This window comes from Rhodococcus sp. WMMA185 (assembly GCF_001767395.1).
GTDB lineage: Bacteria > Actinomycetota > Actinomycetes > Mycobacteriales > Mycobacteriaceae > Rhodococcus_F.
Genome location: NZ_CP017014.1, coordinates 1,302,605 through 1,326,981 on the forward strand (window position 1 = coordinate 1,302,605; position 24,377 = coordinate 1,326,981).

The following is a 24,377-nucleotide window of genomic DNA, read 5'->3' on the forward strand; positions in this document are numbered from 1 at the left end:
CTTCTGGGCAACTTGCCGGAGTGACGCCGAGCCGCGGTCGGCGGGTCCGGGAACAATCGGGCCGCGACCGGGTCTAACCTGGTAGCCATGTCTGTCCGCACTGCACTGAGCCCTGGAACCGTGTCTCCGGTCCTCGCCGTCCCGACGAGCATCGAGCGTCCCGAGTATGCGTGGAAGCCCACGGCGAACGAAGGCAACGAACCTTGGGTGCAGACACCCGAGACCATCGAGGCAATGCGGGTAGCGGGCAAGATTGCTGCGCAGGCCCTGCAGGAGGCCGGCAAGGCGGTGGCGCCCGGTGTCACCACCGACGAACTGGACCGCATCGCCCATGAGTACATGATCGACCATGGCGCCTACCCGTCAACGCTCGGCTACAAGGGTTTCCCCAAGTCGTGCTGCACGTCGCTCAACGAGGTCATCTGCCACGGTATCCCGGACTCGACGGTGATCGAGGACGGGGACATCGTCAACATCGACGTCACCGCGTACATCGGTGGAGTGCACGGCGACACCAATGCCACGTTCCTCGCAGGTGACGTTGCGGAGGAGAACCGCCTGCTGGTCGAGCGAACCCGCGAAGCCACGATGCGTGCGATCAAGGCGGTCAAGCCGGGCCGCGAGCTCAACGTGATCGGCCGCGTCATCGAGTCGTACGCCAACCGTTTCGGTTACGGCGTCGTACAAGATTTCACCGGCCACGGCATCGGCGAGACCTTCCACAACGGCCTGGTGATCCTGCACTACGACCAGCCCAACGTCGACACCGTCATCGAACCGGGCATGGTGTTCACGATCGAACCGATGATCAACCTCGGCGACATCGGCTGGGAGATCTGGGACGACGACTGGACCGTTGTCACCAAGGACCGCAAGTGGACGGCTCAGTTCGAGCACACCATCGTCGTCACGGATACCGGCAGCGAGATCCTCACCCTGCCTTGAGTTCGGGTCGTTGGAACGGCGCCTTGCTCGTGGCCGGCACTACGTCGGACGCGGGCAAGAGCGTGCTTGTCGCGGGGCTGTGTCGGATGCTGGCGCGGCGAGGGGTTCGGGTAGCGCCCTTCAAGGCCCAGAACATGTCGAACAACTCCGTCGTCACCTTGGACGGCGGTGAGATCGGGCGCGCTCAGGCGCTCCAGGCGGCGGCCTGTGGTCTCGAGCCCAGTGTGCGGTTCAACCCCGTTCTGCTGAAACCGGGAAGCGACCGCACCTCCCAACTTGTGGTGCGTGGACGGGCGGTGACATCCGTCGGCGCCCGCGACTACATCGAACACCGTGAACATTTGCGTTCGGTCGTGGCCGAGGAATTGAGCACGTTGCGAGCCGATTTCGACGTGGTGATCTGCGAGGGAGCAGGTTCGCCGGCCGAGATCAATCTGCGCGCAACCGATCTGGCCAACCTCGGTCTCGCGCGTGCCGCCGAGATTCCGGCGATCGTCGTCGGCGACATCGACCGCGGGGGAGTGCTGGCTCATCTGTTCGGCACAGTAGCGGTCCTGTCACCGCAGGATCAGGCCCTCATAGCAGGGTTCGTGATCAACAAGTTCCGCGGCGAGCTCTCCTTGCTGACACCCGGACTCGAGCAACTGACTGCCATGACAGGCAGGCCGACGCTCGGCGTCATTCCCTTCGCCGATGACCTGTGGCTGGACGCGGAGGATTCACTGAGCATCGTAGGGGACGGGGTCGTCGGACGTCCCGCGCCTCCGATCGGCGACGATTGGCTACGCGTGGCGGCCGTTCGGCTGCCTCGCATCTCCAACTCGACCGATGTCGAGGCACTCGCATGCGAGCCCGGTGTCTCGGTGCGATGGGTCACCGATTCTGCGCGTCTGCAGGATGCCGACCTGATCGTGGTACCGGGCAGCAAGTCGACCGTAAGCGATCTGGAATGGTTGCGCCGCAACGGCATTGCGGATGCGATTGTCGCGCATGCGAAACGAGGTGGGCCGGTGCTGGGCATCTGCGGGGGCTATCAGATGCTGGGGTCCGCCATCGTCGACAACGTCGAATCAACCCGCGGCACGGTGACCGGTCTCGGGCTGCTCGATTTGGAGGTCGAGTTCGAGGCGGACAAGGTGCTCGCACAGGTTCGTGGCGAAGCGTACGGAGTTCCGTTGTCCGGGTACGAAATCCACCACGGTCGGGTGCGGCACACCGGCGATGAGCCATTGCTGCATACCAGTGACGGTGTTGCAGAAGGAAGCGTCCGCGGATCCGTCTACGGGACCCACTGGCATGGCCTCCTCGAAACCGATCCATTCCGCCGACTACTGCTCGACGAGTTCGCCGAGCACGCGGGGAGAATCGGCTTTGTCAGCGCCCCGGACACGGATGTGGCCGCGATCAGGAGCACGCAACTGGACGTGCTGGCGGATTTGGTCGAACAGAATCTGGACCTGGACCTACTGGAAGCGCTGATCGGGAAGGGTGCGCCGAAGGAGTTGCCCGTGATCCGATCGCAACTGGCGCTCTAGGGATTGCACGTCCTGTTCGAACCAGATGTGCACTTGACGCGGATGGTTCTGCAGCCGTTCGGCCTAGCGTGAGACGGGAGCCCGGCCGTTTCGCGGGCGGACTCCCGTTTCACTCTCACTCGAGCAGGACTCTACTGCGCGTCCCCTCCTGAAGATCCGAGAGATTCCAAGATCTTGTTCACGATTTCTTCGATACTTCCCATATGAACTCTCAATTCTCCTGTGTTGATGTTGCGTTGGTCGTGCACGTGCCTCGCACAATGTACGCATGCCTTCGCCGATCCGTAACCCCTCAGGCGGAAAAAGTCTGAACCGAATGTTGGCTCTATCGCATTGGTGGCCAAAGTGATTGAGGTGTCAACATCCCGTCGGCGTTTACTACCCGTAACGAACTCAGATGATCGAGACGCGCACATCGAGTCATTCTGGCGGCAGCGGTGTTCAACTGTTGCCAACGCGCAAGAAAAGTGATCACATCGTCAGAAATGGCCGTGCGACCGCAACCCGTCGCTGATCGCGTAGGTTTCTTAGCCATGGAACTGACTCACGTGGCGCTGGCAGAGGGCAACTGCACGGTTCGGATAGATGGGCCGATGAGCAAACACAGTGTCCTCCTGTTGCCGGGAGCCGGTGACAGCGCGGGTGTCTACGACGGCGTTTGTGAGCGCCTCCACAATTCGGATCTGCGCACGATCGTGCCCGAGGACATCACCGGTCTCGACGAGCAATCGGTGATGACCCTGCTCGACGAACTGCGATTGGGGTGGGTCAACCTCGCAGGCAGCAGGGAAGGGGCCGAGTTGGCCTGGTCGTTGGCCGCCCGTCAGTTCGGGCGTTTCGCCAGCCTGGTGGTGGCCGATCGTGGTCATCCCGCGGCACCCGACTCGGAAGGGGACGTGCGCGGATCGGGCTGCCCGCCGGTCGAACTCCCCACGACCGTGATGGTGGGTAGCCCCGATCGGCGGTCCGAGGCGGAGGCGAGCGGGCGTTTCGTCTTCTCCGACTTCCGCGTGGTCGAACTCGACGGCGTCACCAATATTCCGGAGTTCGCACCCGCGGAGTTGGCCACCGAAATCGTTCTGCGCACCAGCCCCTGGTAGGCGTCGCGATGCCGGGCAGGGCGCTCAGCGTGGTGCGTACATGATCACTGCCATGCCCAGCAGGCAGATGAGCGCACCGGCAACATCCCATCGATCCGGGCGGAACCCGTCGGCCACCATGCCCCAGACAAGCGATCCTGCGACGAAGACCCCACCGTACGCGGCAAGGATTCGGCCGAAATTGGCGTCCGGTTGCATCGTCGCGACGAAGCCGTACGCTCCCAACGCCGCCACACCGGCGCCGATCCAGATCCAGCCCCTGTGTTCGCGCACACCCTGCCAGACCAGCCAAGCACCGCCGATCTCGAACAGCGCCGCGACCACGAACAGCACGGCGGATCGGGTGACCGTCATGGGAGCGATAGGTCGAGACCGAGAAGGGCATTCTCGACCACCTCGGGGAGAGCCGGGTGGATCCAATACTGCCCCCGAGCCATTTGCTGAGCCGAGAGGCCGAAGCTCATCGCCTGGATCAGCGGCTGAATCACGGTGGGTGCCTGCGCGCCGATCACGTGGGCACCCAGCAAACGCCCGGTGCCGCGTTCGGCAACGATCTTGCAGAATCCCCCGTCGTCCTCCATCGCCCACCCGTAGGCGACGTCGCTGTACGACTGCACCTTCACCGCCACGTCCCACCCGGCATCGCGAGCCTGCAGCTCGGTGAGACCGACATACGCGATCTGCGGGTCCGTGAACACGGCGGCGGGAACGAACCGATGGTCGGACCGGCGTAGTGTCGCGCCATCCGCCCACGCATCTTGCAGGAGATTGTGCTGGACCACCCGTGCCTCATGGTTGGCGACATGCTTGAGCTGGTACTCAGACGAGACGTCTCCGAGTGCGAAAACTCCCGCGGCGGTGGTCCGCTGGAACTCGTCGACCACCACACGTCCGTCTTCGCCGACCGCGATCCCGCCGGCTGCCGCCCCGAGTACGTCTCCATTGGCTCGGCGTCCGGTGGCGACGAGGAGCGCGTCACCGGAGATCACGGTGCCGCCCTCGAGTTCGACGGCGACGCCGTCTCCGTCGCCGCGCACGGCCGAGACGGCGCGGTCGAGGTGCACGTCCCACTTCTTCTCGGCCAGATCGGTGAAACGCCGAGACACTTCGTCGTCGAGGTGCCGGAGTAGGTGAGCGCCACGCGCGATGATCGAAACTCGTGTGCCCAGGGCGGAGAACACGTGCGCGAACTCGGCAGCGATGAAGCCCGCGCCGATGATCACCAGGCGTTCGGGTAATTCGGGTAGCCGCATGATGTCGTCGTTCGTGTAGTACGGCACACCCGACTCACGCACCACCTCCGGGATTATCGGCCGCGAGCCGGCCGCGATCACCACCTGATCGGCGCTGACGACTTGACCGGTTCCGGTGTCGATCGTGCGGTCACCGACAAACTTCGCGTGGCCGCGGAACAGCGTCGTGTTCGGGCTGTCCTCGGCGCGGTAACGCTCACCCCCGGCGGAGATCGGGTCGATACGGCCGAAGACTCGATCGACGATGTCGGGCCAGCGCGCACCCTCGAATCGCGCATCCACACCGTATTTCCCGGCGTCGGTGACCGCGCGGGCGACCTCGGCGGCGTACACGAACATCTTGGTGGGAATGCAACCCACGTTCAGGCACGTCCCGCCGAACGTGCTCTCCTCCACGATCGCAATCTTCTGACCTGAGAACCTGTTGTCGGGCAGCGAGTTCCCAGAACCCGAACCGATGATCGCCAGATCGAAATGCGTCACAGGTTCGCCTCCGCGGAGTTGTGGCCGTGCAGCCAGTCCAGCCACAGATCCACTTCGGCGAACGCTTTCGCCCGGGGTTCGTCGGATGAGAGGAAGACGTCGTGGCGGGCACCGGGAATGGGCACGATGGTGGTGCGGTCGCCCAGACAACCGGCCCACCGGGCGATCTGCCGGACATCGAGGACCGCGTCGGCGGTGTCGACCGCAGGATCGTAACGGGGGGCGAAGTATGACGCCTTCGAACGCAGGATCAGGGCGGGGACGCCGATATCGAGTCCGCGGTGTAGCTTCGCGTGCCCGCGTCGCACCGCGCGCAGCCAGCCGAACGTGATCGGGAAGCCTCCGAGCGGCTTCCACTCCAGGTTGTAGTTCCAGATTCCATTGCCCTCGACGTGCAGGCTCACACCGTAGGTGTCGAGGCCCGTCTTCGGAATGACGGATTTTTGCTTGACCCGTCCTACCGCGCCGACGGCCACCGTGCCTACGCTTCGCAGGTATGAGGGCCCGTGAAGGTCGAACCATGGGCTGTTGAGGATCACCCCGCTGATACCGAGGTTGGCCGTGCCGCCGGCCTTCCGCTGCAGACGGTCGAGCCACAGCGGAAGAACCAGGCCGCCGGTCGAGTGCGCTACCAACAGAACCTCCCCGCCGCCCGTCTGGTCACGGACCACGCGCAACGCTTCGTTCAGTTCCTTGTCGTAGAGCGTGAGATCGGACACGAAGTGTGCCGTCTGTCCCGGTTCGAGTGAACGGCCGCACTTGCGAAGATCGAGTGCGAAGAACGCGTAACCCTGCTTGGCGAAGTGCTCGGCGAGATGCTCCTGGAAGAAGTAGTCCGTGAATCCGTGGACGTAGAGCACGGCACGGCCGGTCCTTTTCGTCACCTGCGCGGGTTGATAGCGGATCAACGTCGCCTTCACATCGCCCTCGCCGTCGGGGTCGCTACCGAGTGGAATGGTCAGCTGTTGATATCCGTCCCCGAGAACATCGGGTGCCCATGTAGTCACAAATCACAATCTAATGCGCGCGTCGACGGCACGTGAAGGCGCACAATAAGGGGAGGTAATTCCTGCATCTACGCACGGGTAACCTGTTCGGCGGAACACGACAGGCGTATGTGCGTACGGCTATGGACAAGGAAGTCGATATTCCAGTGTCAGATGAGAATGCGGTAGAGACGAAAACGGATGTAGTGCTTGTAGGTGCGGGCATCATGAGCGCGACACTGGGAGCGATACTGCGCCAGGTGCAGCCCGACTGGTCGATCACCACATTTGAGCGGCTCGACGCAGCGGCCGCCGAGAGCAGCGATCCGTGGAACAACGCCGGTACCGGCCATTCCGCGCTGTGTGAGCTCAACTACACCCCGCAGAATGCTGACGGCAGCGTGGACGTGGCGAAGGCCGTCAACGTGAACGAGCAGTTCCAAGTCTCGCGGCAGTTCTGGGCGCACGGCGTCGAGACCGGCGTGTTGACCGAGCCCAAGGATTTCATCAACCCCGTCCCACACGTGAGTTTTGTGCACGGCGAGGCCAATGCGAAGTACTTGCGGGCCCGCTACGACGCTTTGGTCGATCACCCGCTGTTCGCGGGAATGGAGTTCGTCGACGATCCCGATGAATTCGCTCGCCGCCTACCGTTGATGGCAAAGGGCCGCGACTTCAGCGACCCGATCGCGCTCAACTGGAGCAAGGACGGCACCGACGTCGATTTCGGTGCACTTACCAAGCAACTCCTCAGCTACCTCGGAGCCTCCGGCGGAGTCCTCCACTTCGGACACGAGGTCACCGATCTCACGAAGCAGTCCGACGGCAGCTGGGTGGTGAAGGTCACCAACCGGCGCACAGGCGCCAAGAAGGTCGTGCGGTCGAAGTTCGTGTTCATCGGTGCCGGTGGCGGCGCACTGCACCTGCTGCAGAAGTCGGGGATCGCTGAGGCGAAGGGCTTTGGTGGTTTCCCCGTCAGCGGTGCTTTCCTGCGCTGCACCAATCCTGAACTCATCGACGAGCACCGTGCGAAGGTCTACGGCAAGGCCGCAGTAGGCGCGCCCCCGATGTCTGTGCCGCACCTCGACACTCGCATCATCGGCAACAAGCCAGGACTGCTGTTCGGGCCCTACGCGGGCTGGTCGCCCAAGTTCCTCAAAGAAGGTCGCTTCACCGATCTGCCTAGCTCGGTGAAGCCGGACAACCTGCTGTCGATGCTCGGCGTGGGTGTGACCGAACTCGGCCTCGTCAAGTACCTGATCAGCGAGCTCGCAATGTCCGAGGCCGGACGCATCGAAACCCTTCGAGAATTCGTCCCGAAGGCGCTCGGCAAGGATTGGGAACTGATCACTGCGGGTCAGCGCGTCCAGGTGATCCGCCGGGCCAAAGGCAAGGGCGGCGTTCTCGAATTCGGTACCGCGGTGGTCAGTGCAAGTGACGGAACCCTGGCCGGACTGCTCGGAGCCTCCCCTGGGGCGTCGACGGCCGTACCCGCGATGCTCGACGTGCTCGAGCGGTGCTTCCCGACGCGGTTCGCGTCGTGGAAACCGAAGCTGCAGGAGATGGTGCCTTCCTTGGGTGTCAAGCTCAGCAATGACGCCGAACTGTTCTCTCAGGTGTGGGATTGGACGTCGAAGGTGCTGCAACTCGACTCCAGCCATGTAGAGGACGTGCCTGTCGCTCTCTGACGACCTCGTCCGACGGGTGTGCGCCCGCGTGCTTCACCACGGTGTAAGCGTGTGCGCTTCGCCACAGTGCAAGTGTGTGCGCTTCGCCACAGTGCAAGTGTGTGCGCTTCGCCACAGTGCAAGTGTGTGCGCTTCGCCACAGTGTGCGATAGTTGCCTGTCATGGCGGCAGTTGCAGCGTTGAAGCGTTCGTGGGCGCTCGATCTCGATACCGAGACGCTCTACCGGTTGCTCGAGCTTCGAGTGGAGGTTTTCGTTGTCGAGCAAGCGTGCCCCTATCCGGAACTCGACGGCCGCGATCTTCTAGCTCCGACCCGCCACTTTTGGCTCGAGCAGGACGGCCGGGTCGTTTGCAGCCTCCGCCTGCTCGAGGAGCACGAAGACGGCAAGACGTGGTTCCGAATCGGGCGGGTGTGTACTGCCAATGATGCCCGGGGGCAGGGGCACGCCACGCGTCTGCTGAGTGCCGCGCTGGCCGAGGTAGGTGATGCGCTGTGCCGGATCGACGCGCAGAACCACCTCGAGGACATGTATGCGCGGCACGGTTTCAAGCAGGACGGTGAATGGTTCGTCGAGGATGGGATCTTGCACGTCCCGATGTGCCGCGGCGGCGGTGCCGCCTTTGGTGACCGCGGCGGTGCCGCCGGGGCGGCAGGCGAGTTCGTCGCGGCAGACCCATCGGCTGCGGGCCGGTGACCGCGGACTAGGGTCGGCGAATGAACGTCCGCGGGGAAGTCCTGTTCGAATCAGGCGCGGTCCCGCCACTGTGACGGATCCCTGATCTGGCGCCTCTCGGCAGCTGGACGGGTTTCCCAGCCAGATTGCCGCGGCGTTCGTACCAGTCAAGCTTCCGGCGAGGACACCGGGACGTGAAGGGATGCAACGTGCGCGCGGATCATGAAATCGACCAGGGCCGAACGGATTTCTCGTGGGGGTTTCCGTTCAGTGCGATCGTCGGTCAGGAACAGTTGCGACTTGCACTCGTCCTCTGTGCGATTCATCCCGGAATCGGCGGCGTCCTGGTTCGAGGTGAGAAGGGCACGGCGAAGTCGACTGTGGTCCGCGCCCTCACCGCATTGCTGCCCGCAGTCGAGGACGAGGGTGGGCCGCGACCGGCGCGGCTGATCGAATTGCCGATCGGGGCGACCGAGGATCGAGTCGTCGGCTCCCTTGACCTCGAGAAGGTCCTGCGGGACGGGGAGCATGCCTTTCAACCCGGTCTCCTGTCGGCAGCGCACCAAGGGGTTCTTTACGTCGACGAGGTCAACCTCCTGCACGACCACCTGGTCGACGTGATTCTCGACGCGGCGGCGATGGGTCGAGTCCACGTCGAGCGTGACGGCATCTCGCACTCGCATCCTGCCCGTTTCGTGCTTGTCGGCACCATGAACCCCGAAGAGGGTGAATTGAGGCCACAACTGCTCGACCGGTTCGGACTGGCCGTCGACGTCGCGGCGTCGCGAGAGGTGGACGTGCGCATGGAAGTGATCCGGCGACGCCTCGACTTCGAGCGGGACCCTGCAAGTTTCGCGCAGCGGTACGCCGCCGAGGATGCCGCTTTCGCGGCCGCCATTCTCGAGGCTCGCGATCGGCTGGACGCGGTCGAACTCGACGAGATCGAGTTACGTCGAATCGCTTCTGTTTGTGCTTCATTCGACGTGGACGGGATGCGGGCCGATCTGGTGCTGGCCCGGACCGCAACGGCACATGCCGCCTGGCGGGGCGCCCCGGCGGTCACAGCGGACGATGTCCGGGTAGCTGCGGAACTGACTCTGCCGCATCGCCGCCGCCGCGACCCGTTCGACGAACCGGGCCTGGACCAGGAACAACTCGACGATGCGCTGCGTCAGGCCGACGAGGAGGCTTCGGCAGGCGCCGAGCAACCCTCTGAGCAGGAATTGGGAGCCGAGCCGAACGAAGCTGGGCCGAACGAAGCTGGGCGGAACGGTTCGAGAGGAGCTGACGGCGCCCCGGACGATCCCGATGACCCGGACGGACCGGGAGGCGGGTCGACGCCTCCAAGGCCGCCGGAGCGTCCGGCCGGGCCGACCGGCACCCAGTTCACCACCAAGTTGCTCGAGGTTCCCGGAGTCGGTGAAGGAGCACCGGGCCGGCGTTCCCGCTCGCGTTCCTCCCGTGGGCGCTCGGTGCGTTCCACACCGGATCAAGGTCACGGACTCCACCTGGTGGGCACGCTCTTCGCGGCGGCCGGTCAACAGATCGCCCGTGGTCGAACCACCGGTCGGATGATCCTGGACTCCGCTGATCTGCGCGGTGCGATCCGCGAGGGCCGTGAGGGCAATCTCGTGGTGTTCGTCGTGGATGCGTCGGGGTCGATGGCCGCCCGTGATCGGCTGTCGGCGGTAACCGGCGCCGTCGTCTCACTTCTACGTGATGCCTACCAGCGCCGGGACAAGGTCGCCGTGATCACGGTGCGCGGACGTTCGACAGAACTCGTCCTGCCGCCGACTTCGTCCGTCGATATCGCGGTTCGCCGCCTGCGCGGAATGAAGACGGGTGGAAAATCACCTCTGGCGGAAGGTTTTCTGCGTGCCAGGGAGGTCGTGCTGCGGGAGCGTCTGCGCGATCCACAGCGGCGGGCTCTCGTCGTCGCCCTGACGGATGGGCGGGCGACGGGTGGCAAGGATGCGTTGCACCGGGCCAAGGTGGCTGCGGGGCTGATCGCCGAGAGCGATGTCGCCTCGGTGGTCGTCGATTGCGAGACGGGTATGGTCCGGCTCGGACTCGCCTCGGAGTTGGCCCGCTTGTTGCGAGGTGGATACGTCCGCCTCGGTGAACTGTCTGCCCAGCAGGTCGCGGGTGTCGTCCGCGCCGCGGCGTAACCCACACGCGATTCGGTAGGAGAAGGCGAGACATGCCCAAGGGTGTTCCCGAGAACGTTCCGAACGACGGCCTGACGACACGGCAGCGTCGCAACATGCCCGTGCTCGCAGTTCACACCGGAGCTGGGAAGGGTAAGTCGACGGCGGCGTTCGGCATGGCATTGCGCGCGTGGAACCAGGGCTTCGACATCGGGGTGTTCCAATTCGTCAAGAGCGCCAAGTGGAAGGTGGGGGAGGAAGCCGCTTTCCGTGCCCTAGGGCAACTGCACGAGGACACCGGCGTCGGTGGCGCAGTGCAGTGGCACAAGATGGGTGAAGGCTGGTCGTGGACGCGCAAACGGGGCAGCGAGGAAGATCACGCTGCCGCGGCCGCCGACGGGTGGCGCGAGATCGCCCGCCGGCTGGCCTCCGAGGAACACCGCTTCTACGTGCTCGACGAGTTCACGTACCCGCTGAAGTGGGGGTGGGTGGATGTCGACGAGGTGGTCGAGGTGCTGCGGGACCGCCCCGGACACCAGCACGTGGTGATCACGGGTCGGGACGCGCCGAAGGCACTGATCGAGGCGGCGGATCTGGTGACGGAGATGACCAAGATCACTCACCCGATGGACGCAGGCCGAAAAGGCCAGCGAGGCATCGAGTGGTGACCACGCTCGACGCAACTCCGGCGGTGGTCATCGCGGCGCCGGCATCGGGAAGTGGAAAGACTACTGTTGCAACAGGATTGATTGGAGCGCTGCGTGAGTCGGGCCGGGCGGTGGCACCGTTCAAGGTCGGCCCCGACTACATAGACCCCGGCTATCACGGGCTTGCCGCACGGCGGCCCGGCCGTAACCTCGATCCGGTGTTGGTGGGCACATCGCGGATCGCCCCGCTGTTTCGTCACGGTAGTTCCGGTTGTGACATCGCGGTGGTCGAGGGTGTCATGGGACTGTTCGACGGCAAGATCGACGCGGGGTCTGTCGAACCCTCGGCCGAGGGCTCGACAGCCCAAGTGGCGTCGCTGCTCGGTGCGCCCGTGGTGCTCGTGGTCGACGCGCGAGGGCACAGCCAGAGCCTGGCGGCAGTGCTGCACGGCTTCTCTACTTACGACTCCGGGGTGCGAATCGGCGGTGTGATTCTCAACAGGGTCGGGAGTGCGCGGCACGAGCAGGTGCTGAGGCAGGCGTGCGAGCGCGTCGGGCTGCCGGTGCTCGGTGTGGTGCCGCGCATGGCCGAACTCGAGGTTCCGTCCCGTCACCTCGGTCTGATCCCGGCGGTCGAACACGGTGCCGCTGCGGTGAACGCTGTCGACGCGATGACCCGCCTCGCCGCGGGCCACCTCGATCTGTCCGCGATCTGTGCGCTCGCGTCCTCGACTGTCGACGGTCCGTCGTGGGATCCCGCTGCAGAGGTCGGATTGATTCCATCCGGCGGTCGGCCGCTCGTGGCGATGGCGGGTGGTCGGGCCTTCACGTTCGGGTACGCCGAACATCGAGAACTCCTCGATGCGGCAGGCGCAGAGGTGGTCACGTTCGACCCGTTGCACGACGAGTTGCCGGTAGGCACGTGCGGCGTGGTCCTTCCCGGTGGGTTCCCCGAGGAATACGCGACCACGCTTGCCGAGAACACCGCACTGTTGACGCAGATACGAGAGTGTGCGGCCGCGGGAGCGCCGATCCACGCGGAGTGTGCGGGTCTGCTGTACCTTGCGCGCAACCTGGACGGCCAGGCGATGGCTTCGGTGATCGGGGTCGATGCATCGTTCGGGGCGCGCCTGACGTTGGGCTATCGCGACGCGGTCGCACTGACGGATTCGTCACTTTTCACCGCGGGACAGCGGGTGGTCGGTCACGAGTTTCATCGCACCTCCGTCGCCGACTCGGTGTCTGGTCGAGACTCGGTGTCTGGTCGAGACTCGGTGACCGGGGGAGACTCGGGGGACACAAGATTCGCTCCTGCCTGGGGTTGGAGACCTTGGGATGGTCCGGCCGCCATCGAGGGGTTCGTGGGCGACGGTGTGCATGCGTCCTACTTGCACACGCACCCTGCGGGTCACCCGTTGGCAATCGCCCGATTCGTCGCCGCCGCGCGCGCGTTCTCCGCTCGTGGCTGACATCTGCGTCGGCATCGGGTTCCGTGCCGGGGCCGGCGGCGACGATATCGTCGCCGCGGTCCGGCAGCTGCTGGCCTCCGCCAAGTTGGATTCGGACGCATCTCTTCGTTGCTTCTGCACTTTGGACCGCAAGGCGAGCGAACCCGCGGTGCTGGGCGCTGCGGCGGTGTGGGGGATTCCGGTCCTGGGATTCGGTGCCGGAGATCTCGCCCGGGTCACGGTTCCGAATCCGTCGAACCGGGTGCGTGCGGAGACAGGATCGCCGAGTGTGGCGGAAGCGGCGGCTGTGCTCGGTGCGCGGGGTGGGCCCCTGATCGTGACCAAGTCGTCAGGGAATGGCGTCGCCGTCGCGGCTGCCCGTAGAGTTCCATAGGCTCGAAACGACGCCGGGTTCGAAACGACACCGGGTTCGAATGGACACCGGGTTCGAAACGACACTGGGTTCGAAGAAGACAGTTGCACAATTTTCAGGAGAACGGGGAGTGCGCGTGCCTGCTGCCACCGGAGACGAGACCAACTACCTGGTCGGACTCAACCTGGCCGGTCGCCGAGTGGTCGTAGTTGGCGGCGGAACGGTGGCGCAGCGCAGGCTCGGAACGCTCGTTGCCTCGGGCGCACGCGTTCATCTGATCAGTCGCGCGGTCACGCCGGCGGTCGAGGGAATGGCCACGGCTGGGCAGATCACGCTGGAACTGCGCGAATTCCGAGACGGCGACCTCGACGGAGCTTGGTATGCCATCGCCTGCACCGACGAACCCGAGACCAATGCGGCGATCGTCGCCGAGGCCGAGCGCAATCGGATCTTCTGTGTCCGGGCCGACAATGCCCGTCGTGGCACGGCGGTCACACCGGCGAGCGCTCGATACGACGGCATGAGTATCGGCGTCCTGGCTGGAGGCGACCACAGGCGGTCCGCGTCTGTGCGAACAGCGTTGGTGGAGGGTCTGCAGTCGGGCACAGTCGCCGACACCGCCGAGCCGCCGGCGGCCGGCGTCGCACTCGTCGGTGGAGGACCGGGCGATCCCGACCTGATCACGGTGCGTGGCCGGCGTCTCCTCGCCCGTGCGGACGTCGTGGTAGCGGACCGCCTGGCACCGCCGGAGTTGCTCGCCGAACTGGGACCGGACGTCGAGGTGATCGACGCCGCGAAGATCCCGTACGGTCGCGCGATGGCACAGGAAGCGATCAACGCCACACTCATCGAGAACGCGAGGGCCGGAAAGTTCGTCGTTCGCCTCAAAGGCGGCGATCCGTACGTCTTCGGGCGGGGGTACGAGGAGGTCGAGGCGTGTGCCGCGGCGGGTGTTCCGGTGACTGTCGTTCCCGGAATCACCAGCGCGATTTCGGTCCCGTCTGCGGCAGGCATTCCGGTGACACATCGAGGCGTCACTCACGAGTTCGTCGTCGTCAGCGGCCACGTAGCACCTGACCATCCTGATTCCCTCGTCGACTGGTCCGCGCTCGCCCGGTTGAAGGGCACCATTGTGTTGTTGATGGCCGTCGAGCGCATCGAGGCCTTCGCGACGGCGTTGATGCGGGGCGGGCGTGCTGCCGCTACACCGGTCACGGTCGTTCAGGAGGGCACATTGCGAACACAACGTACGCTGCGCGCCGATCTCGAGACCGTCGCGGCTCGGGTCAAAGAAGAGCAAATCCGTCCGCCTGCCATCGTGGTGATCGGACCGGTCGCCGGGTTTTCTGTGGACGCTGGGTAACGTGATCGACCGTGTCTGACTCCCGAGTACCTGAAACCGAATCAGCGTCGGATGTTGCTTCGCCGAAGATTCCAGTGACCCCCACCGCAGCTACCCGCGTGATGGGTCTGGCCATCATCGTGCTCAGTGGACTTCAGATGATGGTGGTGCTCGACGGCACCGTCGCGAACCTGGCGCTCGCACCTCTGCAGGAGGATCTGGGCCTCAGCGACAGCGGCCGCAACTGGGTGCTCACGTCGTATGCACTGGCGTTCGGCGGTCTCATGCTGCTCGGTGGCCGACTCGGGGACGCCTTCGGCCGGAAGAAGATGTTCATCTTCGGTGTCGCGCTCTTCACTGTCGCGTCGCTGCTGTGCGGCCTGGCAATGGGTGAGCTCATGCTGGTCGCTGCCCGATTCCTCCAGGGTGCCGGAGCGGCGGTCGCATCACCGACGGCGTTGGCACTGGTCGCAACCACCTTCGCTGCGGGGCCCGCACGCAACCAGGCCATTGCAATCTTCGCAGCCATGACAGGAATCGGATCGATCGCCGGTCTGGTCATCGGCGGCGCGCTCACCGAGGTGTCCTGGCGTCTGATCTTCCTGATCAACGTGCCTATAGGTGCGGCCATCGTGATCTGCGCGGTCATCGCACTCGAGGAGACCGTGCGAGAGCGCCTTGCCCTTGACGTGCGGGGCGCGGTGCTGGCAACGATCGCGGCGACCGGCGTGGTGTTCGCGCTCACTGAAGGCCCGGAACTCGGTTGGACCAGTCCGTACGTGATCGGTTCCCTGGTTGGCGGCCTGATGTTGTTCGGTCTGTTTCTCTACGTGGAGCGCACCGCCGACAACCCGCTGCTGCCGTTCTCGTTGTTCGCAGACAAGAATCGGGTCGCGACCTTGGTGGCGATCTTCTTCGCGGGCGCGGTGATGTTCACCGTCGCGGCGTTTGTCGCGTTGTTCGTCCAAGACATCCTCGGTTACAGCCCCCTGGAGGCGGGTCTGGGCTTCATTCCGTTCGCGTTCGGACTGGGGGCTGCTGCGGCGCTCGCTTCCAGGCTCGCAGTGCGAATTCAACCCCGGTGGCTGGTGATCACGGGCGCACTGATCATGGTCGTCGGACTGCTCTACGGTTCCACACTCGACGACTCGGCCACCTACCTCGCAGACCTGTTCCCGCCCATCATCGGAATCGGTTTCGGCGTCGGACTTGCCGTCGTTCCCCTCCCGCTGTGCGCGATTGCAGGCGTGCCGGAGACGGAGATCGGTCCGATCGCCGCCATCGCCCAGGTCGCGCAGACCCTCGGCGGGCCCCTTGCTCTCGCGGTTGTCGGTGCGATGGCCACCTCGCGCACACTGGCGCTCGGCGGTATCTCGGGGAAGGTGGCCGAGTTGACCCCGGCTCAGCTCGAAGCCCTCGGAGAGGGGTATACCTTCGCGCTCGTAGGCAGCGCAGGCTGCGCTCTGATCGCAGGTGCAGCCGCATTGTTCATCCGCTTCACCCCGCAGCAGGTCGCCCAGGCTCAGGCTGCGCAGCAGACGTAAGAGCCCGCGCCTCGGTCAGGCGGTGAGAATGATCAGCTCATTCTCGGCCGCCACCTCGACGCGCAATCCCGCCTTCGACGCGACGCGTGCAACGCCGTGGACGTCCGTCGGTTCCGCCCGCGAGACGGCGAGGGCGCGGGCCAGCAGCCCCTTGTGATGCTTGTTGAAATGGCTGACGACGCTGCGGGTGCCATCGGGCTTTTCGGTGAGCACTGTCGCAATCACGGCTTCTGGGACCGGACCGAGTTGCTGGTATGCGCTCGACCGGAGATCGACGACGAGTCCGTCTGCCTCCCCGGCGATCGCCCTGCTCAGTTCCGGCTTCCACAGTGACCGGAGGGTGCCGAGCCCGGGGATCTTGGACCCGCCGGACAGGCGGTAGGCGGGAATGGGGTCCCCCGCGCGGACGGCGCCGAACAAGGCCGAGCCGATCGCGAGTCGCGAGTGTGCCTTCGCCTTCTGGGCCCTGGTGAACGACTTCGCGTCGAGGGCATCGAACAGGACACCCGTGTAGCGGTCGAGTGCCGGCCGGGTGGGGGAGAGCCACAGCTTGGCGTTCCGCTCGATCTCGTCCATCTGGGTGGGGCCGAGGCCGAGCGCGCTCTGGGAAGCTTCCACATCAGCAGCCAGCGTGACCAGCGCGTCAACCAGCGTCTCGCGTGTTTCGGTGAGCTCCGGCATGGACAACTCACCCAGATCGAGGGGCGCGTCGGAACCGCCGTCGGACTTGGTTTCGGACGGAGGGAGTATCACCAGCACGCACGAAACCCTACCGTCGCTCGGTGAGGCAGTGCGGACCGAGCCGGACCCCGGCGACTATTCTGACTTTCCGTGATTACCCGCCTGTCCCACCTGTTCCTCCGCACTTTGCGCGACGACCCCGCCGACGCTGAGGTTCCCAGCCACAAGCTGCTGGTCCGCGCCGGCTACGTGCGCAGGGTCGCACCCGGTGTGTACTCGTGGTTGCCCTTGGGTCTGCGCGTGCTGCGCGAGGTCGAGCGGGTGGTGCGCGAAGAGATGAACGCGATCGGTGCCCAGGAGATTTCTCTGCCCGCTCTTCTTCCCCGGGAACCGTACGAGGCATCCAACCGGTGGACCGAGTACGGAGACGGACTGTTTCGGCTGAAGGACCGCAAGGGCGGCGACTACCTGCTCGGCCCCACACACGAGGAGCTGTTCGCCCTCACAGTCAAGGGCGAGTACAACTCGTACAAGGATTTCCCGGTCACGCTCTACCAGGTGCAGACGAAGTACCGCGACGAGGAGCGTCCTCGGGCAGGGATCCTGCGCGGCCGTGAGTTCGTGATGAAAGATTCCTACTCCTTCGACCTCACCGACGAGGGGCTGTCCGCGTCGTACCAGGCCCATCGCGACGCCTACGAGAAGATCTTCACCCGACTCGGCATCGACTATGTGATCGTGTCTGCCACATCCGGAGCAATGGGTGGCAGCGCTTCCGAGGAATTCCTGGCTGAAAGCGAGATCGGTGAGGACACTTATGTCCGATGCCTCGAGTCCGGATATGCCGCGAATGTCGAAGCGGTGAAAACCCCTGCTCCCGAGCCCATTCCCTTCGACAGCCAGGCCGCGGCGCAGGTGTACGACACACCGGGCACTCCCACGATCGCGACTCTGGTCGACTGGGCCAACGACGCCGGTCTCGACCGAACCGTCACGGCTGCTGACACACTCAAGAACGTCATCGTCAAGACTCGGCAACCCGGCGGCAAGTGGGAACTGCTCGGGATCGGTATCCCCGGTGACCGCGAGGTGGACGACAAGCGGCTCGGCGCCTCTCTCGAACCCGCGGAGTTCGAACTGCTCACCGAGGCCGATTTCGAAGCCAACCCCTTCCTCGTGAAGGGCTACATCGGGCCGAAGGCGCTGCAGGAAAACGGGGTTCGCTATCTCGTCGACCCCCGGGTCGTCGATGGAACCAGCTGGATCACCGGTGCCGACGAGATGGGCAAACACGTGGTCGGCCTTGTTGCTGGGCGCGATTTCACGCCGGACGGAACCATCGAGGCCGCCGAGGTGCGAGAAGGCGACCCGTCGCCTGACGGCGCCGGTGCTCTCGTTGCCGCACGTGGCATCGAGATCGGTCACGTCTTTCAGCTCGGGCGTAAGTACACCGACGTCTTCAGCGTCGACGTCCTCGGTGAGAACGGCAAGCCCGTTCGTCCCACGATGGGGTCCTACGGAGTCGGCGTGTCCCGACTCGTTGCGGTCATCGCGGAACAGCACCACGACGACAAGGGTCTTCGCTGGCCGTCGGAGGTTTCACCGGCCGACGTCCACGTCGTCATTGCCAACAAGGACGATAACGCCCGCGCGGGCGCGGAGGGACTTGCGAGCGCACTCGACGAGGCGGGCCTCGAGGTCATCCTCGATGACCGCAAGGCCTCGCCCGGAGTGAAGTTCAAGGATTCCGAACTGCTCGGTATCCCGCTCGTGGTGGTCGTCGGCCGCGGTTGGAGCGAGGGCATGGTGGAGGTACGTGACCGTTTCACGGGAACGAGCCGAGAGGTGGCCGTCGATGCAGCGTGTGATGAGATCGTCAAGACCGCGAGACGGTAAGCCCGAACGCAGGCGTTTCGCCCGAACTGCTAGCGTGGCTTGACATATCTCGACGAAAGGCATGCTGTGGCAAACTCTCTGCTGTTCGATCCGAACTCCTACGATCCAGAGCAGTTCGATCCGGAGACGCGCAGGCAACTACGTGCGCTGATCGAATGGTTCGAGGCGCGGGGCAAGGAGAAGCTGCTCGCAGACGACCTCGGGGCAGTGTGGCCTGCCGACTTCCTCGAGTTCTCGAAGAAGGAGAAGCTGTTCGCGAACTTCCTGACGCCCGCTGAGTTCGCCGATGGTGATCCCAACAAGCGCTGGGATGCTGCGCGCAATGCGGCGCTCAGTGAGATCCTCGGGTTCTACGGACTCGGGTACTGGTATGCGTGGCAGGTGACCATCCTCGGTCTCGGTCCGATCTGGATGAGTGAGAACCGCGCCGCCAAGGAACGAGCCGCGAAACTGCTCGATGAGGGCGGAGTTCTCGCGTTCGGGCTGTCGGAGAAGGAACACGGCGCCGACGTCTACTCGACGGACATGCTGCTGACTCCGGGCGAAGCGGACTCGGGCGTTGCTTTCACCGCAACCGGTGACAAGTACTACATCGGCAACGGCAACGTCGCGGGAATGGTCTCGGTGTTCGGGCGGCGCACCGACGTCGACGGTAGTGAGGGCTACGTCTTCTTCGTTGCCGACAGTTCCCATCCGGCATACCACCTGCTCGACAACGTTGTTCACGGCCAGATGTATGTCAGTGCGTTCCGGCTCGAGGACTACCCGGTCCGCGAGGAAGACATCTTGCACACCGGTGTCGCGGCGTTCGAGGCTGCACTGAACACCGTCAACGTCGGCAAGTTCAACCTCAGCACGGGTTCGATCGGTATCTCCGAGCACGCGTTCTACGAGGCGATCACGCATGCACGGCGCAGGATTCTGTACGGGAACCCGGTCACCGACTTCGGGCACGTACGCGCGAACTTCGTCGACGCCTACAGCCGCATGGTCGGGATGAAGCTGTTCAGTGACCGCGCGGTCGACTACTTCCGCAGCGCGAGCCTCGAAGACCGCCGGTATCTGCTGTTCAACCCGATGACCAAGGCGAAGGTCACCTCGGAGGGCGAGAAGGTCGTGGCCCTGATGCACGACGTGGTCGCGGCGAAGGGCTACGAGAAGAACACCTACTTCCGTGTGGCGTCCCAGTTGATCGGCACATTGCCGAAGCTAGAGGGCACCGTGCACGTCAATGTCGGCCTGATTCTCAAGTTCATGCCGAACTACATGCTCAACCCCGCCGAGTACCCCGAGATCGGCACCAGGACCGACGCCGCCGACGACGAGTTCTTCTGGGCGCAGGGTCCGACCCGGGGCGCGGGCAAGATCCAGTTCCACGACTGGACCGGGATCTACGAAAAGTACTCCGACATCCCGAACGTGGCGCGGTTCTACGAGCAGGCGATAGCGCTGCGCGAACTTCTCGTGACGGCTCCGCCGAGCACGGACCAGCAGAAGGACCTCGACTTCCTGCTCGACCTCGGACACTTGTTCTCGCTCGTGGTGTACGGCCACCTCATTCTCGAGCAGGCGGAGATCACCGGTCTCGATCGCGACCTGATCGGCCAGATCTTCGACTTCCAGATCCGCGATTTCTCCGGCTATGCCGTTGCGCTGCACGGAAAGCCGTCCGCAACCGAGGAGCAGCAGAAGTGGGCGCTCGGAGCTATTCGGCGCCCGGTCGTCGATGGTGAGCGGTTCGCACGAGTGTGGGCTCAGGTAGAAGGCTACGAGGGAGCCTACGAGATGCGACCGTAAGTCGCAGCGGCGATGGGGATCTTGGGATCGGAACTCGAAGAGCTACGGTTTCGTAGATCCCCATTGCTGGCACTCTCTGGTGTCGAGTGCTAAATTGTTTGATGCACAGAACCTTGGCTGCCCGTCGCGGTGGCGGGCATCTCGTCCGAAATGGGAGGTGTGTTGCTGTGCTTCGCTTCGACCCCTTCAGTGATCTCGAATCCATGACGAAGAGTCTCTTCGACACCCAGCTGGGTACGTCTCGCCAGCCCCGGTTCATGCCATTGGATCTCTACAAGGTCGATGACCACTACGTTTTGCTCGCCGACTTGCCCGGGGTGGACCCGGGGTCTGTCGACGTCAGTGTCGACGCCGGCACTCTCACTCTGACAGCTCACCGCAGTGCGCAGTCCGAGGAGAACGTGCAATGGCTTGCCTCGGAGCGGTTCAGCGGAACCTTCCGTCGGCAGCTCTCGCTCGGTGAAGGCATCGATTCGGCACGCATCTCGGCGTCGTACGAGAACGGTGTGCTGAGTGTGACGATTCCGCTCGCCGAACGGGCAAAGCCGCGCCGCATCGAAGTCTCGAGCCTCGGCCCCGCTGAGCACCAGACGATCGAGGCGGGTCCGTCGGACAAGACCTGACGCCTGAGCTGATTCGGTAGACGAGACACGCGTAGGCCCCCTTCGAGGGGGCCTACGCGTGTTCGTATCCGCTCTCGGTTCCGACCCGCGCTGGGCGCCCAACCCTTGGTGTGGAAACAGCAACACCTTTGGGGTGATGGTTCACCACCGGGGATCCTGGTTGCTTCATTCTCTCCGCGGCAAGGTGGTTGACGAGCAACGAGGAATCGTTCACCGGCCACCAGCGAGGAAACCGAGGAGGACAAGATGTCGAACATCTCGGTTGCACATGGCGATGGTGGCCGCCGCCTCACGGTCTGGACAGATGACGGAGTGCCGCTGGCGGTTCGCGACTTCGGTTCGCCCGACGCAGCAACCACGGTAGTGTTCGTCCACGGTCACTGCCTGCGCACGGAAAGCTGGTGGGCCTTGCGCAGGCAGTTGGTCCGATTCTGGCGAGGCGATGTTCGCATGGTCTTCTACGATCACCGAGGGCACGGTGCGTCTGGGGAAGCCCCGGCCGCCACCTACACGATCGATCAACTCGGCCGCGACCTGGGGACGGTTCTGAACGCGGTCGCACCCCACGGTCCGATCATTCTTGTCGGGCACTCCATGGGCGGGATGGCCACGCTCTCGTACGCGCGGCAGACTCCGAGCGTCATCGGTTCACGCGTCGTGGGCATGGCTCTGATCTCCACAGCTTCATGTGATCTGGGGGAGGTGGGTCTCGGTCGCCATCTGCGTAGTCCCGCGGTGTCGCTCTTCCGCACCGCGGTACGGCGAGCGCCCCGGATGATGCACGGATCGAAGAGGTTGGGCCGCGCGGTCTGCGCGGCCCTCGCTCGGGCGGTAGGTGCCCGCGATCGTGTCATCGACCCTCGTCTCTCGGTGCTGGTGGCAGCGATGGCCAACACCACGTCTGTGGTCACCATGTCGAGCTTTCTCGAATCCCTGCTCGGGTTCGACGAACGCCACTCCCTGGCCGCCCTTGCCGACATCCCGTCACTGATCCTGTGTGGTTCGGTGGACATGCTCACGCCGTTCGAACATTCCGCCGCGATGGCCTCGATGCTTCCGGCTTCGGAACTCGTCAGCGTCGACGGAGCGGGACACTCGGTGATCTTCGAACGCGCCACCGAAGTTGCGCTCGCGATCATCGGTCTCATCGACCGGATCACGCACGGCGACGCGGGTGTGATCGGCCCTGTGCCCGTCGACCCCGGCTCCGTCGATGCTGGGCCAGTCGATTCGGGGCCTGTCGATTCGGGGCCCGTCGATTCGGAGGAACCAGACTCTCGAGACTTGATGGCGGTCGGCTGACCGGAGGTCGCTTGATCACAGATCGCGTTGATTGATGATTCCGCTGCGCATGGCCCGCTCGGCGAGGCTGACCCGCTTCTGATTCTGCGGAAGGTCGCCGACACCGAACTTGGCGAACAATGCTCGAAGATGGGTCTTGATCGCGTCGACGCTGAGGAAGAGTTCTTGCGCGATCTGCTGATTCGAGGCGGGATTCGCAAAGGCCGCGCCGTGTTTGTAGGGCCGGCACAGTGCCGTGAGGATCGCACGTTGAGTGTCGGTCAGTGATCGAACATCGGGTATCTCCATGCCCATCCGGGTGGCCTCGTCGCCCGTGGCGCCGAACTCGAGGTATCGAATCACGGTTCCGCCGATTCGGATGTTGTCGCCCTGTCGAAGCCGACGACGTCCGGAGAGTCGTTCGCCGTTTACGAACGTGCCGTTGCGAGAGAGTCCGTCGTCGAGGATGGTCCAGTGAGTGCCGACACACTCGAGCACGGCATGGAGTCGTGAGACCTCGTCATCATCGGTCAGGAGCAAGTCGGACCCCGCGGAGCGCCCAATCGTGACTCGCGCGGAGGCGGGCGAAAGGCTCACGCTGTGGTGGTGACCCTCCCGGTCGGAATAGCTCAGTCGAGACTCTGCACTTCGGTCCACGGCGATACCCCCTTGGGTCAATCGTGCCCCGCTACCTGTCCGATCATCAAGGTCACGAGTGATGGTCCGTCGAGGACGGATCGGTGGACGTCACGATCGTGTGGGCACGAGGTTCCCTGTCGGGGCACCGAGCGTGTTCAGGGCTGGCCGGGAAAAGGGTCCGTGACAGGGTCGGTGCCGAGCGCAACGCGCCAGTTGGCTTCTCTGATTGCCGCGTCGGTGAGTGCCGCGACGCCGAGCGAGCGGGTGTCCTCCGTCTCACCGTGCTCGACCACGGCTCGCCAGGCGACTGCGATGTCTGCTTCGGTCTGGGCAGCCAGCTGGGCGGCGGTGATCGGATCGACAACGGGGAACGGCAGGGTGTAGCCCGCTGCTGCGGCGGGGGCGGTCAACCCGGCTGCGGTCAGTGTGTCGGTCAACGAGTCACGACGGGCCCGGTGCGCGGCGGCATCGGCGGCCACCTGCGTCGCTCGGGTCGGATCGGAGAATGCCGCGACCACTCCGTAGGCGAACACCGCTGCGTGTTCTGTGGCTAGGGCGTCGGCCAGGCTCGGGCCCTCGGCCGCCGTAGGCATGGTCATGGAAGTAGCACCGCCAAGTAGGTCGCACACGCGGCGCTGATCGATGCACACAGTCCGGCGCGGTACGCGGTGAGCATCCGCACCGAATCGGCCGCACTGCGCTGCGATTCGGCGAGGTCGGCACGCAGCTGATCCAGGCTCGGTGGTGGCGCGGGCACCGTCGGTGTCGTCGATGGGGGAAGCGACGTGGTGGTTACGCTTCCGTCGGCGTAAACACCAGCAACTCTTGCGATTTCGGCGTCCAGGGCATCAGCGTGTGCAGTGCGCTGAACGCGGACGAGTTCCAGTGCCGTTGCACGGTCCGGGGCCAACGCAATCGCCGCAGCCGCGCCTGCGGCATCGCGGCGGGCCAACCGGGATTGGGCGGCGAGGGAATCGGCTTCCGCGTTGGAGTCCTCGCCGAAGGCGCACCCCGTCAGCAGTGGGAGACTCGCGACACCGAGGGTGGAGGCTGCTGCGAACCGGATAGCGGCGCGCCGGGATACGATGGGACCAAGGGTCGGCGGCCGGGTCGAGGTGGGCTTGAGCACCGTTCTATGGTGCCAGGTCGGGTCCCGATCCCGGGAATCGAGGACCAGGGCTGGTCACGGGCGGACTGAATCGGCGTTACTCTTAGATGCGCGAGCCGGTCGGGTCGGGCGTTCAGTGCTGCGCGCGCAGCATGGCGTCGCCCGACCTGGACGCCCACCCATGACA

General features: G+C 64.8%; 22 protein-coding genes. 15 read left to right on the top strand and 7 right to left on the bottom strand.

Going from position 1 to position 24,377, the window contains the following annotated elements:
* Nucleotides 1-87 precede the first annotated feature (87 nt).
* From map to BFN03_RS05880, 3 genes are all read left to right on the top strand, one after another.
* Nucleotides 88-945, top strand: a complete 858-nt coding sequence (gene map, locus BFN03_RS05870) for a type I methionyl aminopeptidase (protein WP_070378223.1) — start codon at nucleotides 88-90, stop codon at nucleotides 943-945.
* Nucleotides 942-2,480 carry a cobyric acid synthase gene (locus BFN03_RS05875; protein ID WP_070378224.1) on the top strand — a complete coding sequence of 513 codons (1,539 nt, stop codon included), beginning with the start codon at nucleotides 942-944 and terminating at the stop codon, nucleotides 2,478-2,480. Before map ends, BFN03_RS05875 begins: the two co-directional genes overlap by 4 nt.
* 533 nt (nucleotides 2,481-3,013) lie before the next feature.
* Complete coding sequence (locus tag BFN03_RS05880; RefSeq protein WP_070378225.1) at nucleotides 3,014-3,580, top strand: alpha/beta fold hydrolase; 567 nt, start codon at nucleotides 3,014-3,016, stop codon at nucleotides 3,578-3,580.
* A 24-nt stretch (nucleotides 3,581-3,604) separates the two neighbouring features.
* Here the strand turns inward: BFN03_RS05880 and BFN03_RS05885 are convergent, their stop codons facing one another.
* Genes BFN03_RS05885 through BFN03_RS05895 form a run of 3 tightly spaced genes read right to left on the bottom strand, consistent with a single transcriptional unit; the run spans nucleotide 3,605 to nucleotide 6,323 of the window.
* A complete protein-coding gene (locus BFN03_RS05885; protein ID WP_070378226.1) occupies nucleotides 3,605-3,934 on the bottom strand; it encodes a YnfA family protein in 330 nt (109 codons plus the stop codon).
* Complete coding sequence (gene mtr / locus BFN03_RS05890) at nucleotides 3,931-5,316, bottom strand: mycothione reductase (RefSeq protein WP_070378227.1); 1,386 nt, start codon at nucleotides 5,314-5,316, stop codon at nucleotides 3,931-3,933. The genes BFN03_RS05885 and mtr overlap by 4 nt, the downstream gene beginning before the upstream one ends.
* Nucleotides 5,313-6,323, bottom strand: coding sequence for an alpha/beta hydrolase (locus tag BFN03_RS05895; RefSeq protein WP_070378228.1), 1,011 nt, complete (start codon nucleotides 6,321-6,323; stop codon nucleotides 5,313-5,315). Before BFN03_RS05895 ends, mtr begins: the two co-directional genes overlap by 4 nt.
* 122 nt (nucleotides 6,324-6,445) lie before the next feature.
* Here BFN03_RS05895 and mqo point away from each other — a divergent pair, with 122 nt between their 5' ends.
* The 8 genes from mqo (at nucleotide 6,446) to BFN03_RS05935 (ending at nucleotide 16,165) form a co-directional block, all read left to right on the top strand.
* On the top strand, nucleotides 6,446-7,990 hold the full coding sequence (gene mqo, locus BFN03_RS05900) for a malate dehydrogenase (quinone) (protein WP_070378229.1): 1,545 nt from the start codon (nucleotides 6,446-6,448) through the stop codon (nucleotides 7,988-7,990).
* Nucleotides 7,991-8,151: 161 nt separating this feature from the next.
* Complete coding sequence (locus BFN03_RS05905) at nucleotides 8,152-8,685, top strand: GNAT family N-acetyltransferase (RefSeq protein ID WP_070378230.1); 534 nt, start codon at nucleotides 8,152-8,154, stop codon at nucleotides 8,683-8,685.
* A gap of 206 nt (nucleotides 8,686-8,891) precedes the next feature.
* Nucleotides 8,892-10,832 carry a magnesium chelatase subunit D family protein gene (locus BFN03_RS05910; protein WP_070380661.1) on the top strand — a complete coding sequence of 647 codons (1,941 nt, stop codon included), beginning with the start codon at nucleotides 8,892-8,894 and terminating at the stop codon, nucleotides 10,830-10,832.
* A gap of 32 nt (nucleotides 10,833-10,864) precedes the next feature.
* Complete coding sequence (gene cobO / locus BFN03_RS05915) at nucleotides 10,865-11,479, top strand: cob(I)yrinic acid a,c-diamide adenosyltransferase (protein ID WP_070378231.1); 615 nt, start codon at nucleotides 10,865-10,867, stop codon at nucleotides 11,477-11,479.
* On the top strand, nucleotides 11,473-12,927 hold the full coding sequence (locus BFN03_RS05920; RefSeq protein WP_070378232.1) for a cobyrinate a,c-diamide synthase: 1,455 nt from the start codon (nucleotides 11,473-11,475) through the stop codon (nucleotides 12,925-12,927). The genes cobO and BFN03_RS05920 overlap by 7 nt, the downstream gene beginning before the upstream one ends.
* Entirely contained in the window at nucleotides 12,920-13,300 is a 381-nt protein-coding gene (locus tag BFN03_RS05925; RefSeq protein WP_070378233.1) for a cobalamin biosynthesis protein, read from the top strand. The genes BFN03_RS05920 and BFN03_RS05925 overlap by 8 nt, the downstream gene beginning before the upstream one ends.
* Nucleotides 13,301-13,415: 115 nt before the next feature.
* Entirely contained in the window at nucleotides 13,416-14,642 is a 1,227-nt protein-coding gene (cobA, locus tag BFN03_RS05930) for a uroporphyrinogen-III C-methyltransferase (protein WP_070380662.1), read from the top strand.
* An 11-nt stretch (nucleotides 14,643-14,653) separates the two neighbouring features.
* Entirely contained in the window at nucleotides 14,654-16,165 is a 1,512-nt protein-coding gene (locus tag BFN03_RS05935; protein WP_070378234.1) for an MFS transporter, read from the top strand.
* Between the two features lie 15 nt (nucleotides 16,166-16,180).
* Here the strand turns inward: BFN03_RS05935 and yaaA are convergent, their stop codons facing one another.
* Nucleotides 16,181-16,924, bottom strand: coding sequence for a peroxide stress protein YaaA (gene yaaA / locus BFN03_RS05940; RefSeq protein WP_070378235.1), 744 nt, complete (start codon nucleotides 16,922-16,924; stop codon nucleotides 16,181-16,183).
* 72 nt (nucleotides 16,925-16,996) lie between these two features.
* On the opposite strand from yaaA, the gene BFN03_RS05945 reads away from it, so the two are divergent.
* From BFN03_RS05945 to BFN03_RS05960, 4 genes are all read left to right on the top strand, one after another.
* The gene (locus BFN03_RS05945; protein WP_070378236.1) at nucleotides 16,997-18,742 is read left to right on the top strand and encodes a proline--tRNA ligase; all 1,746 of its coding nucleotides are present in this window, start codon (nucleotides 16,997-16,999) and stop codon (nucleotides 18,740-18,742) included.
* Between the two features lie 66 nt (nucleotides 18,743-18,808).
* Nucleotides 18,809-20,539 (top strand): acyl-CoA dehydrogenase family protein, encoded by a 1,731-nt coding sequence (locus BFN03_RS05950; RefSeq protein ID WP_070378237.1) that lies wholly within the window; start codon nucleotides 18,809-18,811, stop codon nucleotides 20,537-20,539.
* 167 nt (nucleotides 20,540-20,706) lie between these two features.
* Complete coding sequence (locus BFN03_RS05955; RefSeq protein WP_070378238.1) at nucleotides 20,707-21,162, top strand: Hsp20/alpha crystallin family protein; 456 nt, start codon at nucleotides 20,707-20,709, stop codon at nucleotides 21,160-21,162.
* 246 nt (nucleotides 21,163-21,408) lie between these two features.
* A complete protein-coding gene (locus tag BFN03_RS05960; protein ID WP_084385511.1) occupies nucleotides 21,409-22,464 on the top strand; it encodes an alpha/beta fold hydrolase in 1,056 nt (351 codons plus the stop codon).
* Between the two features lie 15 nt (nucleotides 22,465-22,479).
* Here the strand turns inward: BFN03_RS05960 and BFN03_RS05965 are convergent, their stop codons facing one another.
* From BFN03_RS05965 to BFN03_RS05975, 3 genes are all read right to left on the bottom strand, one after another.
* Nucleotides 22,480-23,100, bottom strand: coding sequence for an FHA domain-containing protein (locus BFN03_RS05965; protein ID WP_070378239.1), 621 nt, complete (start codon nucleotides 23,098-23,100; stop codon nucleotides 22,480-22,482).
* A gap of 137 nt (nucleotides 23,101-23,237) precedes the next feature.
* Nucleotides 23,238-23,681 carry a ferritin-like domain-containing protein gene (locus BFN03_RS05970; RefSeq protein ID WP_070378240.1) on the bottom strand — a complete coding sequence of 148 codons (444 nt, stop codon included), beginning with the start codon at nucleotides 23,679-23,681 and terminating at the stop codon, nucleotides 23,238-23,240.
* The gene (locus BFN03_RS05975; RefSeq protein WP_070378241.1) at nucleotides 23,678-24,211 is read right to left on the bottom strand and encodes a hypothetical protein; all 534 of its coding nucleotides are present in this window, start codon (nucleotides 24,209-24,211) and stop codon (nucleotides 23,678-23,680) included. The genes BFN03_RS05970 and BFN03_RS05975 overlap by 4 nt, the downstream gene beginning before the upstream one ends.
* Between the last annotated feature and the right edge of the window lie 166 nt (nucleotides 24,212-24,377).

Coding starts and splice junctions, on each gene's coding strand:
- BFN03_RS05905 (WP_070378230.1), top strand. CDS start 8,152: ATGGCGGCAGTTGCAGCGTTGAAGCGTTCGTGGGCGCTCGATCTCGAT.
- cobO (WP_070378231.1), top strand. CDS start 10,865: ATGCCCAAGGGTGTTCCCGAGAACGTTCCGAACGACGGCCTGACGACA.
- BFN03_RS05885 (WP_070378226.1), bottom strand. CDS start 3,934: ATGACGGTCACCCGATCCGCCGTGCTGTTCGTGGTCGCGGCGCTGTTC.
- map (WP_070378223.1), top strand. CDS start 88: ATGTCTGTCCGCACTGCACTGAGCCCTGGAACCGTGTCTCCGGTCCTC.
- BFN03_RS05970 (WP_070378240.1), bottom strand. CDS start 23,681: ATGACCATGCCTACGGCGGCCGAGGGCCCGAGCCTGGCCGACGCCCTA.
- BFN03_RS05960 (WP_084385511.1), top strand. CDS start 21,409: ATGTCGAACATCTCGGTTGCACATGGCGATGGTGGCCGCCGCCTCACG.
- BFN03_RS05880 (WP_070378225.1), top strand. CDS start 3,014: ATGGAACTGACTCACGTGGCGCTGGCAGAGGGCAACTGCACGGTTCGG.
- mqo (WP_070378229.1), top strand. CDS start 6,446: ATGGACAAGGAAGTCGATATTCCAGTGTCAGATGAGAATGCGGTAGAG.